The sequence below is a fragment of the uncultured Barnesiella sp. genome, from assembly GCF_946496565.1.
Taxonomy (GTDB): domain Bacteria; phylum Bacteroidota; class Bacteroidia; order Bacteroidales; family Barnesiellaceae; genus Barnesiella; species Barnesiella merdigallinarum.
Window position 1 is genome coordinate 190521 of sequence record NZ_CAMMHD010000002.1, and the last position, 16724, is coordinate 207244.

Consider the following 16724-nt stretch of genomic DNA (forward strand, 5'->3'; position numbering starts at 1 on the left):
TCTATTTTTTTACAATCTGTACATAGATGACCTTCTTCGTCTCGAAATACTCCTCTTTGAAGTAGTCGCTCAGGTTGAAGAGAATCGACGTCTTCTTCACCGGAGCAAGCTCACTCTGCAAGTCGCCCCCCTTGAGGCAGAGCAACCCGTTGGGCAACGCATTCTGCTGCTCGCGCCTGATGTTTTTCCGAATCAGTTTCAGCAGGTCGGGCAGGGTCATGACGGCCCGGCTCACCACGAAATCATACTCGGTCTTGAGCTCCTCTACACTGCCGTGCTGGAAGGTGACGTTTTGCAACCCGATGGCTTCGGCTACACTCTGGGCCACCTTGATTTTCTTGCCCACCCGGTCGATCAGGTGGAAACGACACTGGGGAAAGAGAATGGCCAGAGGAATACCCGGGAATCCGCCGCCGGTACCCACGTCGAGTATCGTGGTGCCGTCGGTAAAGTCGATGGCCTTGGCGATACCCAGCGAGTGGAGTATGTGGTGCAGATAGAGGTTGTCTATATCTTTGCGCGAGATTACGTTAATCTTCGCATTCCAGTCGGTATACAAGGGGCCCAGTGCCTCGAATTGGCTCTCCTGGGTCGGGGTCAGATTGGGGAAATAGGTTTTGATATATTGCATGAGATTTTATTTAATCAGTCGTCTAACAGGGCTCTCGGGGAGCATGTACATCTCGATTTCCTTGAACGGGACCGCTATCTGCACCTGACCGGTAGCATAGCAGGCAATCTCGTAGGGGTTGAATACCCAGCAGATGCTGTCGTCGGTGAGGTAGAAGTTCTCGTTGGCCGCAATGTTTTCGGTATCGAAAAATCCCAACTCCAGCAGGGAATCGGGCGAAGCCAGGTTCAGACTCTTAAGCAACTGGTCCAGCAATACGTGATTTACCTGATCGGTCGATTCGGGCAGGAAAATATCTTCGAGAACGATACGATGCCAGTTCGAGAGGTCTATTGTGTAGAACAGGTCGGAGTACATGCCGTGGGCTCCACCCGTGTACTCCGAGGTGGAGAGGCTGTAGCAGAAAAAGTCGTTGCGGTTATAGACCGTGGAGAGGTTGTAATCGAACTCCCACTCGCACGAGTAGGAGGGACCGTTCTCTTTCATCTCTTTTTCAAACTCGGGTTCGAGCTCCTTGTAGGCGGCTATGTGCGACGCCACGGCTTTCTGAGCCGAACTTTCGAAGAGGGAGTCGCTGGCATAATCGTCGCCGAATACCAGAGGGGTCAGCATCTTTTGCAACCGAATGCCGTCGCCCTCCTGCCGATATTTCGTAGGAACGTCGATAGTTACCGAAACTTTACAGGCCGGCATGGCCGTATCGCCCGCGAGGTGATAGCTCTCTTTGATGACGACCTCTTTCACGGCGACCGTATCGGCCGTTGCGTTGTCGGTCGAGTTGTTGCTCTTGAAATTGCAGGAATATAAACAGCCTACCAAGGCGATTATACTCAGTAACGATACCTTTTTCATAGCTACAAGTTTTTTACAAAAATACGCCTTTTACCGGGCTCGGCAAGGGAAAAGTGCAAAAAAAGCAAATTGATGTGGGTGACGGGGTCGCCGATATGAAAGCAAACTGTACCCAGAACAGGCACGATGTTTTTCTGCAAACAGCTGCGAGCAGAGTCGAAAGAATTGTGTACCTTTGCCCACGAATCCCATAATGAAACGGGTATTGCAAATAGAATCGGTATGTTACAAATCGGAAAATTCAATACACTCAAGGTCGTTAAGACGGTCGATTTTGGGCTCTATCTCGACGGTGGCGAGAAAGGCGAAATCTTGTTACCCCGCAAATTCCTCCCCGAGAAGCCGTATGCCGAGGGCGACGAGCTGTCGGTCTTTGTCTATTACGATTCGGAGGACCGACTGATTGCAACTACCCGTAAGCCGTACGTGCAGGTGGGGCAGTTTGCCCGCTTGCAGGTAAAGTCGGTCACGAAGGTGGGAGCCTTTCTCGATTGGGGCGTAGAGGCCAAAGACCTGTTGGTGCCGTTTCGCGAACAGCATGGCGAAATGCAGCCCGACCGATATTATATCGTGTATGTCTATCTCGACTTTGCTACCGGCCGTATTGTCGCATCGGCCAAGCTCGACAAGTTTCTCGATAATGTCCCGCCCGAGTATACCCCCAACCAGCCGGTCGAGATTCTGGTGGTGCAAGAGACCCAACTCGGCTACAAGGTCATCATCAACAACCTGCATTGGGGTGTAATCTATCACAACGAGATTTTCCGCCCCGTTGCCATCGGCGAACATCTGCAAGCCTACATCAAGCAGGTGCGCGACGACGAGCGAATAGACGTGTCGCTGCAACCGATCGGTTATGAGCAGCGCATCGACCCGTTGAGCGAAACCATTTTGAAACGGTTGGACGAAGCCGGTGGCTGTCTGCCCCTCTCCGACAAATCGCCGGCCGAGGAGATAGCCCGCTACTTCCAGTGCAGCAAGAAGAGTTTCAAGAAGGCGATAGGGGCTCTCTACAAGGCTCGCCGCATCGTTATCGACGAGCGGGAGATACGCAAGGCCTGATTCGTGTCGGTTCCATTATCTTTCGACAAGTTAAAAGAACTTTTTTCTACAACTGTTGTTTAAGAGTTGTAAAGTTTCCCTTGGGGAAATCAAACAACTTTTAATAGGTACTAAACAACAAAAACAGTTATGAAAAGAGTTTTCGTTATGTTGGTCGTCGTGCTGGGAAGCGCGGGACTGCTATTCGCTCAAAAAAGCAACCAAAAGGAGGTAAAACAACTGCAAAGTTTCTTGCAGCAGACCTCGGCCAAAGGCGATGCCAATTATGTGCGCTTGGAAATCACCAATATCAATAATCTGACCTCTTGGAAGGGGGTGACCTGGAGCGGAGGTCGGGTAATCTCGATTGAGTGGTCGGACAAGAATCTGGCCGGAGAGCTCGACCTGGCCGGCTTTACCGCCCTGCAAAAGGTCGATTGCTCGCGCAACCAGCTTACCGGTATCGAGGTGTCGGGCTGTACGGCACTCAATACCTTGAACGTAAGCCGCAACAAACTCTCGACGTTGAATATCGACAACTGTCCGGCCCTGATCAAGCTCGATTGCTATAAGAATCGGCTTACCGACCTGTCGCTCGCGGAGCTGCCGGGATTGAAAAATCTGAACTGCTCGAACAATCTGTTTGTCGAACTTAATGTGAACGGAGCCCAGCAACTGCAAAGTCTGAACGTACAGGGGTGCCACCTCGAATCGCTGATGGTCGACAGTTGCGAGAACTTGAAAAACCTCTATTGCGGATACAACAAACTGACCAGCCTCAACCTCTTCGGTACGGTGAGCCTCTCGAACTTGAATATCGACGACAACGAAATTGCCAATATGGTTATCTCGAAACTGCCTTCGCTCACTTCGTTTGTTTGCAGCGACAACAACATGAAGACACTGGGTCTGCTCGACTGTACCGCCTTGTCCGACCTGGTCTGCTCGTACAACGACCTCACGACGTTGAGTCTCGACGGGAGCAACAACCTCTATTTTGTCGATTGCTCGTACAACGACCTGACCAATCTCGACTTGAGCAACCGCACCATGCTGCAACGGCTCATCTGCAACAACAACCAGCTGAATACGCTCGACGTTTCGTTTTGTCCCAATCTGGTCTATATCAACTGCCGGTACAACCAGATTATCGACCTGCGCACCATGGGCGACAGCAACCTGCGCATGATTGCCTGCCAGTGGAACTACTAACCAACCATATCCCCTTATCTTGACCGAAAGAGCGATTGCTTGCCCGCATGCCGGGCCGTGCAATCGCTCTTGTCGTATAGGGGTGTGGGGCTTTTACTGGTGTTTGCTTTCGTGGACCGGCGATTGGGCCGATTGCTCTTCGGCAGCCTCTTGCTTGCGATACTCCTCGATCATATACCCCTTGACCTCCTTGAAGAGTCGGGTGGCAAATACGAAGTCGTTCAGGGCTTCGTTCGACGAGGTGAATATCTTGTTTTTGTTGCCGACCCACTCCCGATGGCCCTTGTTGATGAAAACGATATTTTCACCGATACCGATAACCGAGTTCATGTCGTGGGTGTTGATGATGGTCGTCATGTTGTATTCGTGGGTGATGTCGCTCAACAGTTCGTCGATAAGAATCGAGGTCTTGGGGTCGAGTCCCGAGTTGGGCTCGTCGCAAAACAGGTATTTGGGGTTCAGGGCAATGGCTCGTGCAATGGCCACCCGTTTCTGCATACCGCCGCTTATCTCCGAGGGGTAGAGGTCATTCACCCCCTTCAGGTTTACACGCTCGAGACAGAACTCGGCCCTCTTCTTGCAGGTGGCATAGTTGTCGCGGGTGAACATGCGCAAGGGGAACATCACATTTCCCAGCACCGTCTCCGAGTCGAACAGGGCCGACCCCTGAAACAGCATGCCTATCTCGGTACGCAGCACTTTGGTCTGGGCCGGTGTCATGGCCATCACGTCGCGGCCGTCGTAGAGAATCTTCCCCTGGTCGGGTCGCAACAGACCTACGAGACATTTCATCAATACGGTTTTTCCCGAGCCGCTCTGTCCGATAATCAGATTGGTTTTCCCGGAGTAGAATTTGGCGGAAACGTCGTGCAGAATCTCTTTCCCGTCGAATTGCTTGTATATGTTATTTACCGTTATCATCAGAACAAGATTTGAGTGAGCACTACATCGAGGAGCAACACGATTACACTGCTGACCACAACCGAATCGGTACTGGCCTGACCCACCTGCAAGGCGCCACCTTTGACCCGATAGCCGTAATACGAGGCTACGCTACTGATGACAAAAGCAAAGAAGAGGGCTTTGAATATGGCTTGCCAAATGTAGTATTCGACAAAGAAACTTTGCAGGCCGTAGATATATTTCGAGACCGAAATGATGTCGGTAAACTGGGCTATGAGGTAGCCGCCCACGATACCGCTGGCCATACTGAAGACAACCAGCACCGGGATGAACGAAACCATGGCGGCAATCTTGGGCAGGATGAGCAGGTTGGCCGAGTTGACACCCATGATTTCGAGGGCATCGATCTGCTCGGTTACCCGCATGGTACCTATCTCCGAAGCAATGTTCGAACCCACCTTGCCGGCCAGAATCAAGCAGAGTATCGACGAGGAGAACTCCAGCAGAATCACGTCGCGGGTAGCCAACCCCACGGCGTATGCCGGTATGAGGGGCGACACCACATTCTTCTGCATCTGAATGGCGATAACCGCACCGATGAAGACCGAGATGGTGATGACGATGGGAATGGAGTCGATGCCCAGTTTGTAGATTTCGGCAATGTATCGTTTGAAAAACTCCCGCCAGCGGTCGGGTCGGGTGAAGACCCGCCTCATCAGCAGGACGTAATCCCCGAATTTTCGTAGTGAATCGTCTATAATCATATCCGTCGTTTTGGAATATCAAGGAACAAAAGTAGTGAAAAAGATTGATGTACAGCAATGCTTTGCCCCTTGAAATGAACTTGACATTATTTTATTTTGTAAAAGTGGCGCATGAATATCTCTATTTCCGTATCTTTGCACGAGATAGAGCAGGACCGTATGCGGTCGATCGAAGGCATACACCTCTCTTGTTGAGTAAAACGCTAATAGATAAAATATGTTCTCCAAACTATTCAAACATCGGGCCGAAGCTGCCGATGCCGCCCCCAAGGCGACGGCCGAAGTACAACAGCCGACCTCGGAACCCACGGGCAACAACATGGTGCTGCGTACCGAGGACTTGGTGAAGAAGTATCGCCAGCGCACGGTGGTCAACCATGTGTCAATCGATGTGACACAGGGCGAAATCGTAGGTCTGCTGGGGCCGAACGGCGCCGGTAAAACGACCACTTTCTACATGACTACGGGTTTGATTACACCCAACCAGGGACATATTTATCTCAACGATCTCGATATTACCGACTATCCCGTCTACAAGCGGGCTCAAATCGGTATCGGCTACCTGGCCCAGGAGGCTTCGGTATTCCGCAAGCTGTCGGTCGAGGACAACATACGCTGTGTACTCGAGATGACCCCTACCACCAAGGAGTACCAGCGCGAGAAGCTGGAGAGCCTCATTGCCGAATTCCGTCTGCAAAAAGTGCGCAAGAACCTGGGCGACCAACTGTCGGGTGGCGAGCGGCGGCGTACCGAGATAGCCCGCTGTCTGGCCATCAGCCCCAAGTTCATCATGCTCGACGAACCCTTTGCCGGTGTCGACCCCATTGCCGTAGAAGATATTCAGTCGATTGTCTACAAACTGAAAGAGAAGAATATCGGTATCCTCATTACCGACCACAACGCGCCCGAAACCTTGAGTATCACCGACCGTGCCTACCTGTTGTTCGAGGGGAAAATCCTCTTCCAGGGTACCTCGGAGGAGTTGGCCGAGAATCCTATCGTGCGCGAAAAATACTTAGGCCGTAACTTTATCTTCCATCGGAAGAAATTCCTTTAACCTCGCGATCGGCTACGAACACTTTCTTATAAAAGAGATAGAGCAGGAGGGCGGTGGCTACGAGACTTACCCAGGCCAGCCACCCCGTGGACGACTGTGTCGTGCCCAGTGCTTCCAGCGTATTGTCCGATGCGTTGCCGGTGACGTAGGCGATGCAGACCACCATGCAGTTGTTAAGGAAATGTCCGAAGATGGGCAGCCACAGGTTGCGGCTCCACACAAGCAGATAGCCGAAAAACGCACCCAGCAGCAACCGGGGGAAGAATCCGTAGAATTGCAGGTGTATGGCACTGAACAAGAAAGCGCAGGTCCAGATGGCCCAGTGTGCCCGGCGACTTTCTCCCTGTACCACTTGCTGGAGTACCCCTCTGAAAACCATCTCTTCGCCCATGCCGGTGAGTAATCCTATACCCAATACCACGGCCAGGAAATGGGCAAACGATTTGATTTGCAGCATCTGTTCGGTCACTGCGGCGGCCGCCTCCTCCTGTTGTCGCATCCACGCCTCGATGCCGCTGAATGCTGCGGGCAGGCTGATAGACTCGTTCCACTCCACCAGCCGGTTGAACATGGGGGTGGCCACGAAATAGAGCACCACGATACACAGCAACTCGACCAGTCGGGGCGCCTTGTTCAAGTGCAGACCCTGGCTGGCATCGCCCCAAAAGAGCATGGCGGCAAACAAGGCCGGCAAGATGAACATGCCTATGTTTTGCAGATACATGCCAATCAACAGGGCATATTCACCCCGCACGAAAAGCATGGGTATGGCAATGACAAACACGCCGCACAAAATCAAAAGCAGCAACACGATGAGCTTTACGCCCACCGACGAATGGCGAATGTATTCGGTAATCTTCATAGTGCTCATTTTTTTCGTGGGTAAAGATAGTACAAAAATAAAAGGCGGCCCAGAGAAAAACGTCGTTTTAGTTGGTGCATAAGATTATTTTTGTGCTTCTTTGTATAAGCCTTTAATCTAAAAAGCGCAAAGTGTCTGTCCGGTTGATTTATTGGAATGTATAAATAAAAGAATATACAATAGGCAAACGGTAAACCGTGAATAAATTACATATAACAAAAAGCAAATAAAATTGCATAAATTTATTATTTTGTCAACTTGTTATTTTGAAGAGTTGGATAAATGTCTATATTTGCACTTTCAAATATGACAAAATAACAGTTTTATGGAGGTTGCCATTGTAAAATACAATGCAGGGAATATTTATTCGGTTGTGTGCGCTTTGCGCCGCCTGGGTATCGACCCGGTGGTGAGCGATTCGCCCGAGGTGCTCTCGCGTGCCGATAAGGTGCTGTTTCCCGGGGTGGGAGAGGCTTCGTCGGCCATGGCGTATTTGCGTGAGCATGGGCTCGACCGGGTGATTGTCGGTCTCACCCAGCCGGTGTTGGCCATCTGCATAGGCATGCAACTGCTCTGCTCGCACTCCGAGGAGGGTGATGTCGATTGTCTCGGCCTCTTCGATACCGAAGTGCGACGCTTTGTTTCGCAGACCAGCGAGCAAAAGGTGCCCCACATGGGGTGGAATACCTTGCGCGGTCTGCGTGGCCCTCTCTTTCACGGCATCGACGAGGGTAGCCATGTCTATTTCGTGCACAGCTACTATGTCCCGGTTTCGACCGATTGCATAGCGGCGTGTGACTATATAAACCCGTTTTGTGCGGCTATGAACAAGAACAATTTCTATGCCACCCAGTTCCACGTCGAGAAGAGTGGGGCGGTAGGGGTACGCATCCTTGAAAACTTCCTGGCCCTATGATTCAACTGATTCCGGCTATCGATATTATTGGAGGGCGCTGCGTGCGGTTGTCGCAGGGCGATTATTCCCGGCAGCAGGTCTACAACGAGAATCCGCTCGAGGTGGCCAAGGCGTTTGAAGACAGCGGGGTGACCCGTCTGCACCTGGTCGACCTGGACGGGGCCAAGGCCAGCCACGTGGTCAACTACAAGGTGCTCGAACAGATTGCCAATCACACGAGTCTGACAATCGACTTCGGGGGCGGTGTGAAAAGCGACGAAGACCTGCATATCGCCTTTGAAAGCGGGGCCCATCTGGTGACGGGCGGCAGCATTGCCGTGCGTGACCGCGACCGGTTTGTCGGGTGGGTTGAGCGGTATGGCAAAGAGCGCATCATCCTGGGAGCCGACGTGCGGGACGGGAAAATCTCGACCGGCGGCTGGCTCGACGACTCGGATGTGGAGCTGATACCCTTTGTGCGCGACTACATGCAGGTGGGCATCGAGCAGGTAATCACGACCGACATTGCCCGCGACGGCATGTTGCAGGGGTGCTCCGTAGAGCTGTATCGCAAGATGCTGGCCGAGTTGCCGGGCATTTACCTGATTGCCAGCGGCGGCGTGGGCTCGTGGGCCGACATCGAGGCACTGCAGTCGCTGGGCGTCCCGGCCGTCATTTTGGGAAAAGCCATTTACGAAGGGCGCATTTCGCTCGACGAAATAGCCCGATTCATCATACATAACAACTGACGTATCATGTTGGCAAAACGAATTATACCTTGCCTCGATGTAAAAGAGGGTATGACTGTGAAGGGAACCCATTTCGTGAACTTCAGAGAGGCCGGCGACCCGGTCGAGTTGGGCGAATATTACAGCCGACAGGGGGCCGACGAGTTGGTCTACCTCGACATTACGGCTTCGTACGAGGGGCGTACCACCTTTACCGATCTGGTGAAGCGCATCGCGGCTCGCATCAACATTCCGTTTACGGTGGGGGGCGGCATCCACTCGCTGGCCGATGTGGACCGGCTGCTGAATGCGGGGGCCGACAAGGTGTCGCTCAACTCTGCGGCCCTGAAAAATCCCCAAATTATCGAAGAGGTTGCAAAAAATTTCGGTTCGCAAGTATGTGTTATCGCAATAGATGCTAACTTTGAGGACGGAAATTGGATATGCTACCTGAACGGCGGTCGTGTGCCGACCCGTCGCACGCTTTTCGAATGGGCCGCCGAGGCGACCGACCGGGGGGCAGGCGAAATACTGTTTACCAGTATCGCTCACGACGGCACACACGGCGGCTATGCCTGCGACGCCTTGCGCGAGTTGCACCGGCAGTTGTCTGTACCGGTAATTGCCTCGGGCGGAGCCGGGACGATGGCCCACTTCAAGGAGGCTTTTGTAGAAGGCGAGGCCGATGCCGCTCTGGCAGCCGGCGTATTCCATTTCGGGGAGATTGCCATCCCGGAGCTGAAACAATATTTATCGGGAGAGGGCATTCCCATAAGATTATGATGATATGAACGAAGAGACGATGCAACTGGATTTCGACAAGATGGGCGGCCTGGTGCCGGCCATCGTTCAAGACGACGTGACACAAAAGGTGCTCATGCTCGGCTTTATGAATCCCGAGGCGGTGCGTAAAACCATCGATACGGGACGGGTAACCTTTTTCAGCCGGACCAAGGGCCGATTGTGGACCAAGGGCGAGGAGAGCGGCCACTTCCTGCTGGTGAAATCGATACAGAAGGATTGCGACAACGACACGCTGCTGATCAAGGCCCACCCTTGTGGACCGGTGTGCCATACGGGGGCCGATACCTGTTTCGGCGAGACCAACCGCGACGATATGGCCTTTATCACCTATCTGCAAGACTTCATCGAACAGCGCAAGGCCGAGATGCCCGAGGGGTCGTACACCACCTCGCTCTTCAATTCGGGAGTCAACCGCATGGCTCAAAAGGTAGGCGAGGAAGCGGTCGAGACGGTCATCGAGGCCACCAACGGGAGCGACGAACGGCTCATCTACGAGGCTTCGGACCTGCTGTATCACCTGATTGTGCTGCTTACCTCGAAGGGGTATCGTATAGAAGATTTAGCTCGTGAATTAAAAAAGAGGCATAAATAAGACACTATGGAAAAGAAATTGCTTGTCAAATATACCGATGTGCAGATTTGCCGGGAGGAGTTGACCATACTCGATCATGTAAACTTCGAGTTGTACAGCGGCGAGTTTGTCTATTTCATCGGGCGCGTGGGCAGCGGTAAGAGTTCGCTGTTAAAGACCATGTATGCCGATTTGCCCATCAGCGAAGGCGAGGCTTCGGTGCTCGACTTCGACGTGCGCCATATCCGCAATAAGGAGATACCCCTGTTGCGTCGGAAACTGGGTATAGTCTTCCAGGATTTCCAACTGCTTACCGACCGCTCGGTCTATGAGAATCTGGCTTTTGTACTGAAGGCCACCGGCTGGAAGGATAAAGAGGAGATTGATACCCGGGTAGCCGAGGTGCTCGACCAGGTGGGCATGCGCAAGAAGTCGTACAAGATGCCGCACGAGCTGTCGGGCGGCGAACAGCAGCGTATCGTCATCGCACGGGCTCTGTTGAACTCGCCCAAGATTATCCTGGCCGACGAGCCTACCGGAAACCTCGACCCCCAGACCGGGCAGCAGATTGTCTCGCTGCTTCACCGCATCTGCGAAACAGGAACGGCTGTAATCATGACAACGCACAACCTGAATCTGGTCGAGGAGTTCCCCGGGCGCATCTTGAAATGCGAAGACAAGAGTCTTGTCGAAGTTTAATTTGGCCCGAATAGTTGATAATCCGGCGAAAAAAAATTATTTTTGCCCAGCGATAAGTATAAATTTACATTTTAAAACAAGTAGAATAGAAATGAAAGTACTCAAATTTGGTGGAACTTCTGTTGGTAGCGCCCAATGTATGAAAGATGTTGCCAAATTAATTTGTGACGGGAATCAAAAAATCGTAGTGTTGTCGGCCATGGCCGGGACAACGAACACCTTGGTGGAAATATCGGACTATCTGTATAAGAAGAATACCGATGGAGCCCGGGAAACGATTGGAAGTCTTGAACGAAAGTACATCAAAGTCATCGATGAACTGTACAGCACCGACGAATATAAGCAAAAGGCCCTCGATGTAGTGAAGGGTTGCTTCGACCATATACGCTCGTTTACCAAAGATCTCTTCACGCTGTTCGAAGAGAAGGTTATTTTGGCACAGGGCGAATTGATGTCGACGGCCATGATGCACAACTACCTGTTGGAACAAGGGGTGAAGTCGGTCCTTATCCCGGCTCTCGACTATATGCGTACCGACAAGAATTCGGAACCCGACAACCAGTTTATCAAAACCAAACTTACGGCATTGTTGCAAGAGAACTCCGATGCCGAAATCTATATCACTCAAGGCTATATCTGCCGCAATGCCTACGGCGAGATTGACAACCTGCAACGCGGTGGCAGTGATTATTCGGCTTCGCTGATAGGTGCTGCTATCAATGCCGAGGAGATACAAATCTGGACCGACATAGACGGCATGCACAACAATGACCCCCGATTCGTGGAGAATACGAAACCGGTTCGTCACCTGCAATTCGAAGAGGCTGCCGAGCTGGCCTACTTCGGTGCCAAGATTCTGCATCCTACCTGTGTGCTCCCGGCCAAGTTGAACAATATACCGGTACGGTTGCTCAACACGATGCAGCCCGATGCTCCCGGTACCCTGATTTGCGATACTCACGAAAATACCAACGGCCAGATCAAGGCTATCGCCGCCAAAGAGAACATCACGGCCATCAAGATAAAATCGGGCCGCATGCTGCTGGCCTACGGTTTCCTGCGCAAGGTATTCGAGATATTCGAGAGCTACCAGACCTCGATCGATATGGTTACCACCTCGGAGGTAGGGGTGTCGCTGACTATCGACAACACGAAACATTTGCAGGAGATTCTCGACGACTTGCGTAAGTTCGGTACGGTTACGGTCGACGAAGACATGGTGATTATCTGTGTTGTAGGCGATTTGGAGTGGAACAATGTAGGGTTTGAATCGGCAGCCGTCCAGGCCATGAAAGATATACCCGTGCGCATGATCTCTTACGGAGGCAGCAACTACAATATATCTTTCCTGGTTCGCCGGCAAGACAAGGTGAAAGCGCTACGATCGCTCAGCCAGTATCTTTTCGAAAACAAATAAATGGATATAACAACGGTGTCATGCAGAAAGCTTTCTGCATGACACTTTATTTTTTAATAATAGCACATGTTTCCTGTTACACATTTCAATCAAGTAAGAACCCCATTTTATTATTACGACAAGACCCTGTTGAATAATACTCTCTCTACGCTTACCCGCCTGGCCGAAGAACGGAATTTTCAGGTACACTATGCCATCAAAGCCAATGCCAATCCCGAGGTATTGCGACTGATTGCCGCTTCGGGAGTAGGGGCCGACTGCGTAAGCGGCGGCGAGATAAAGGCCGCTCTGGAGGCTGGATTCCCGACCCGAAAGATTGTATTCGCCGGCGTAGGAAAGGCCGACTGGGAAATTGAGTACGCGCTCGATAACAAAATATTCTGCTTCAATGTAGAGTCGGCCGAAGAGTTGGCCGTCATCGAAGAGCTGGCCCGCAAAAAAGAGACGGTAGCCTCGATTGCCTTGCGGCTGAACCCCAATATCGACGCACATACCCACGAGTACATCACGACGGGCCTGAGTGAAAACAAATTCGGTATTCCCATCGAGATGCTCGATGGCGTACTTGCCCAATTGCAAGGCTATACGCATGTACAGCTTATCGGCTTCCACTTTCATATCGGATCTCAAATCTTGAACATGGAGGCTTTCCGGGTACTCTGCGAACGCATCAACCGCCTGCAAGACGATCTGGTGAAACGGAATATCCAGGTAAAGCACATCAATGTAGGAGGCGGCCTGGGTGTCGATTACGACAATCCGGATAAAAACCCCATCCCCGATTTTGAAACCTACTTCAATGTATTCCGCGACACACTCGACCTGCGCAGCGGCCAACAGTTGCACTTCGAGCTGGGACGTGCTATCGTATGCCAGTGCGGTTCGCTCATCACGCGAGTACTCTATGTGAAGAAATCGCTCAAAAAGCAATTTGTCATCGTCGATGCCGGTATGACCGACCTTATTCGTCCGGCTCTGTATCAGGCCCATCATCATATCGAGAACATTACCTCCGATATGGCCATGCAGCCCTACGATGTAGTAGGCCCTATCTGCGAATCGTCAGATTGCTTCGGAAAGAATGTCATGCTGAATGCAACCGAGCGAGGCGATTTGATTGCTATTCGGTCGGCCGGAGCCTACGGCGAAATCATGGCTTCGCAATACAACTGCCGCCCATTGCCCGGACATTTGATAGAATAAAATAATTATTAACAATAATTTTTGTATTCGTATTTAGAAATATAGTATTTTTGCGATTACAAAATTGTAATCATTACAAATAAAGAAAGATGAAAGAATCGGCTCAAAACAAACTACGTCGTTACAACATAAAGCCCTCGGTACAGCGCATGGCCGTGTTGGATTATCTGATGACTCATCACACACATCCGACGGCCGATACAATATTCAATGCTTTGTATCCGTCTATTCCCACACTGTCGAAGGCAACCGTTTACAACACGTTGAATTTGCTGACCGAGCAAGGCGTCATTCAAATGATTACAATCGACGAAAAGAATGCCCGTTTCGATGCCCGTGAAACACCTCACTTGCATTTCAGGTGCAATGAATGCGGCGAAATATTCGATTTCGATTTGCCTCCTTTTGCGATGGATGCACTCAAGGAGTTCGAAGTTACCGACATTCAGATGTATTGCAAGGGCGTATGTCCGTCGTGCCAGAAAAAGAAAGAGAACATCAACTAATCAATAACACAGCATTAACAACTAAAAATAACCAATCATGAAAAAGTTTATTTGTACTGTATGCGGTTACGTATACGAAGGTGAAGAAGCTCCTGAATTTTGCCCCCAATGCCACCAACCCCGTTCGAAGTTCAAAGAACTGGTTGAGTCGGACAAACTCGATTTCGTAACCGAACACCATATTGGCGACGGTGTTGTAGAAGACGCCGAGGTTATGGAAGGTCTTAAAGCTCACTTCGCTGGCGAATGCACCGAAGTAGGTATGTACTTGGCTATGAGCCGTCAGGCCGATCGTGAAGGCTATCCCGAAATTGCCGAGGCTTTCAAACGCTACGCTTTCGAAGAGGCTGAACACGCTTCGAAATTTGCCGAATTGCTGGGTGAAGTAGTTTGGAACACCGAGAAGAACGTAAAAGCCCGTATGGAGGCTGAAAGCGGTGCTTGCGCCGACAAGATGCGTATCGCCAAACGTGCCAAAGAACTGGGTTACGATGCAATCCACGACACGGTACACGAAATGGCCAAAGACGAAGCTCGTCACGGCAAAGGCTTCGAAGGTCTGTACAACCGCTATTTCAAGAAATAAAAAATTGCCATTAGTTTACAGAGAGAGGGCGGCCCGAAAGAGTTGCCCTCTCTTTTTTGTCTGCTGTGTCGCAATAAAATACAGACCGACCGGAATGAAAAATATCTGAAACGATGTTTCGATATTTTATTCTCCACTCATCTTTTTGTATCTTTGTCGCAATTATCAGACTGATCTCAATGAAGAATATACGCAACTTTTGTATCATAGCCCATATAGACCATGGTAAAAGTACCTTGGCCGACCGCTTGTTGGAGTACACCAAAACCATTGCCGAGAAAGACCTGCAAGACCAGGTACTCGACAATATGGATTTGGAGCGCGAACGCGGCATCACCATCAAGAGCCATGCCATACAGATGGAGTATCTCTACCAAGGTGAAAAATACATTTTGAACCTGATAGATACTCCGGGGCACGTCGATTTCTCGTACGAGGTTTCTCGCTCCATCGCCGCCTGCGAAGGAGCTCTACTCATTGTAGATGCTTCGCAAGGCATTCAGGCACAAACGATTTCGAACCTCTATATGGCTATCGAGCACGATTTGGAGATTATTCCGGTAATCAATAAAATCGACCTGGAGAGCGCCCGCCCCGACGAGGTGGAAGACCAGATTGTCGAGTTGCTGGGTTGCAAACGCGAAGAGATTATCCGGGCCAGCGGTAAGACGGGGCAGGGTGTCGAGGAGATTCTCGCCGCCATTATCGAGCGGGTAGAGCCGCCCAAGGGTGACGTAGATGCCCCGCTGCAGTGTCTTATTTTCGACTCGGTATTCAACTCGTTCCGCGGAATTATCGCTTACTTCAAGATATGCAACGGCCGTATACGGACCGGCGACAAGGTGAAATTCGTAGCTACGGGCAAAGAGTATGAGGCCGACGAAATCGGGGTGCTCAAACTGGACATGGTGCCGCGCAACGAATTGCTGGCCGGCGATGTAGGCTATATCATTTCGGGTATCAAAACCTCGCGTGAGGTGAAGGTGGGCGACACCATTACCCACATAGACCGCCCGTGTGCGGCAGCAATCGACGGGTTCGAAGAGGTGAAGCCCATGGTCTTTGCCGGTGTTTATCCCATCGAGACCGAGGACTTCGAGAACCTGCGTTCGTCGCTGGAGAAACTGCAGTTGAACGATGCTTCGCTCACCTTCCAGCCTGAGTCGTCGGCTGCGCTGGGCTTCGGATTCCGTTGCGGATTTCTGGGGCTGCTCCACATGGAGATTGTGCAGGAGCGTCTCGACCGCGAGTTCAATATGGACGTGATTACGACCGTGCCCAACGTATCGTATAAAGTCTATGACAAGAAGGGCGGAATGATTGAGGTTCACAACCCGTCGGGATTGCCCGACCCAACCTTGATCGACCACATCGAGGAGCCCTACATCCGGGCTTCGGTCATCACGGCTACCGACTACATAGGCCCCATTATGACCCTCTGCCTGGGCAAGCGGGGCGAGCTGGTGAAGCAGGAGTACATCTCGGGCAACCGGGTAGAAATCATCTACGACATGCCGCTGGGCGAAATCGTTATCGACTTCTACGACAAGCTGAAAAGTATATCGAAGGGGTATGCCTCGTTTGATTACCACATACACGACTTCAGAGAGTCGAAGCTGGTGAAACTCGATATTCTGCTCAACGGAGAGTCGGTCGATGCCCTGTCGACCTTGACCCACGTAGACAATGCCGTCACCTTTGGCCGGCGCATGTGCGAAAAGCTGAAAGAGCTCATTCCGCGTCAGCAGTTCGAGATTGCCATCCAGGCCGCCATCGGTGCCAAGATTATCGCCCGCGAGACCATCAAGCCGGTGCGCAAGGATGTGACGGCCAAATGTTACGGCGGCGATATAAGCCGTAAGCGCAAACTGTTGGAGAAACAGAAAAAAGGAAAGAAACGGATGAAGCAAATCGGTTCGGTCGAGGTGCCTCAAAAGGCTTTTCTGGCGGTGCTAAAACTCGACTAAGCGAGGTACCCCGCACTCTATCTTTT

Annotated in this window: 18 protein-coding genes; 13 read left to right on the forward strand and 5 right to left on the reverse strand. The window is 51.4% G+C overall.

What is annotated here, in order from left to right:
- Position 1: 1 nt before the first annotated feature.
- A complete protein-coding gene (gene rsmG / locus Q1K76_RS01845; protein ID WP_300130611.1) occupies positions 2–631 on the reverse strand; it encodes a 16S rRNA (guanine(527)-N(7))-methyltransferase RsmG in 630 nt (209 codons plus the stop codon).
- Between the two features lie 6 nt (positions 632–637).
- Entirely contained in the window at positions 638–1483 is an 846-nt protein-coding gene (locus Q1K76_RS01850) for a DUF3298 and DUF4163 domain-containing protein (RefSeq protein WP_300130613.1), read from the reverse strand.
- 222 nt (positions 1484–1705) lie between these two features.
- Between Q1K76_RS01850 and Q1K76_RS01855 the strand changes: the two genes are divergently transcribed.
- The gene (locus Q1K76_RS01855; protein ID WP_258327549.1) at positions 1706–2545 is read left to right on the forward strand and encodes a S1-like domain-containing RNA-binding protein; all 840 of its coding nucleotides are present in this window, start codon (positions 1706–1708) and stop codon (positions 2543–2545) included.
- Between the two features lie 129 nt (positions 2546–2674).
- Entirely contained in the window at positions 2675–3736 is a 1062-nt protein-coding gene (locus tag Q1K76_RS01860) for a hypothetical protein (RefSeq protein ID WP_300130616.1), read from the forward strand.
- A 93-nt stretch (positions 3737–3829) separates the two neighbouring features.
- Here the strand turns inward: Q1K76_RS01860 and Q1K76_RS01865 are convergent, their stop codons facing one another.
- Entirely contained in the window at positions 3830–4657 is an 828-nt protein-coding gene (locus Q1K76_RS01865; protein ID WP_298664202.1) for an ATP-binding cassette domain-containing protein, read from the reverse strand.
- A complete protein-coding gene (locus Q1K76_RS01870; RefSeq protein WP_162611666.1) occupies positions 4657–5397 on the reverse strand; it encodes an ABC transporter permease in 741 nt (246 codons plus the stop codon). The genes Q1K76_RS01865 and Q1K76_RS01870 overlap by 1 nt, the downstream gene beginning before the upstream one ends.
- Before the next feature lie 325 nt (positions 5398–5722).
- Between Q1K76_RS01870 and lptB the strand changes: the two genes are divergently transcribed.
- The gene (lptB, locus tag Q1K76_RS01875; RefSeq protein WP_087407755.1) at positions 5723–6460 is read left to right on the forward strand and encodes an LPS export ABC transporter ATP-binding protein; all 738 of its coding nucleotides are present in this window, start codon (positions 5723–5725) and stop codon (positions 6458–6460) included.
- Here the strand turns inward: lptB and Q1K76_RS01880 are convergent.
- Positions 6432–7322, reverse strand: a complete 891-nt coding sequence (locus tag Q1K76_RS01880) for a type II CAAX endopeptidase family protein (protein ID WP_300130619.1) — start codon at positions 7320–7322, stop codon at positions 6432–6434. The genes lptB and Q1K76_RS01880 overlap by 29 nt on opposite strands.
- Before the next feature lie 325 nt (positions 7323–7647).
- Here Q1K76_RS01880 and hisH point away from each other — a divergent pair, with 325 nt between their 5' ends.
- From hisH to lepA, 10 genes are all read left to right on the forward strand, one after another.
- The gene (hisH, locus tag Q1K76_RS01885) at positions 7648–8238 is read left to right on the forward strand and encodes an imidazole glycerol phosphate synthase subunit HisH (protein ID WP_300130621.1); all 591 of its coding nucleotides are present in this window, start codon (positions 7648–7650) and stop codon (positions 8236–8238) included.
- Positions 8235–8966 carry a 1-(5-phosphoribosyl)-5-[(5-phosphoribosylamino)methylideneamino]imidazole-4-carboxamide isomerase gene (hisA, locus tag Q1K76_RS01890; protein ID WP_300130624.1) on the forward strand — a complete coding sequence of 244 codons (732 nt, stop codon included), beginning with the start codon at positions 8235–8237 and terminating at the stop codon, positions 8964–8966. Before hisH ends, hisA begins: the two co-directional genes overlap by 4 nt.
- A 6-nt stretch (positions 8967–8972) precedes the next feature.
- Entirely contained in the window at positions 8973–9728 is a 756-nt protein-coding gene (gene hisF / locus Q1K76_RS01895) for an imidazole glycerol phosphate synthase subunit HisF (RefSeq protein ID WP_300130626.1), read from the forward strand.
- 19 nt (positions 9729–9747) lie between these two features.
- On the forward strand, positions 9748–10341 hold the full coding sequence (gene hisIE / locus Q1K76_RS01900; protein WP_087407756.1) for a bifunctional phosphoribosyl-AMP cyclohydrolase/phosphoribosyl-ATP diphosphatase HisIE: 594 nt from the start codon (positions 9748–9750) through the stop codon (positions 10339–10341).
- 6 nt (positions 10342–10347) lie between these two features.
- Positions 10348–11019, forward strand: coding sequence for an ATP-binding cassette domain-containing protein (locus Q1K76_RS01905; RefSeq protein WP_087407434.1), 672 nt, complete (start codon positions 10348–10350; stop codon positions 11017–11019).
- A gap of 91 nt (positions 11020–11110) precedes the next feature.
- A complete protein-coding gene (locus Q1K76_RS01910) occupies positions 11111–12436 on the forward strand; it encodes an aspartate kinase (RefSeq protein WP_087407435.1) in 1326 nt (441 codons plus the stop codon).
- A 66-nt stretch (positions 12437–12502) separates the two neighbouring features.
- Complete coding sequence (gene lysA / locus Q1K76_RS01915; protein WP_300130630.1) at positions 12503–13639, forward strand: diaminopimelate decarboxylase; 1137 nt, start codon at positions 12503–12505, stop codon at positions 13637–13639.
- An 89-nt stretch (positions 13640–13728) separates the two neighbouring features.
- Positions 13729–14145, forward strand: a complete 417-nt coding sequence (locus Q1K76_RS01920; RefSeq protein ID WP_087407437.1) for a Fur family transcriptional regulator — start codon at positions 13729–13731, stop codon at positions 14143–14145.
- A 37-nt stretch (positions 14146–14182) separates the two neighbouring features.
- Positions 14183–14731 carry an NADH peroxidase gene (locus tag Q1K76_RS01925; RefSeq protein ID WP_087407438.1) on the forward strand — a complete coding sequence of 183 codons (549 nt, stop codon included), beginning with the start codon at positions 14183–14185 and terminating at the stop codon, positions 14729–14731.
- A gap of 179 nt (positions 14732–14910) precedes the next feature.
- Positions 14911–16698 carry a translation elongation factor 4 gene (lepA, locus tag Q1K76_RS01930; protein WP_087407439.1) on the forward strand — a complete coding sequence of 596 codons (1788 nt, stop codon included), beginning with the start codon at positions 14911–14913 and terminating at the stop codon, positions 16696–16698.
- The last annotated feature ends 26 nt before the right edge of the window (positions 16699–16724 follow it).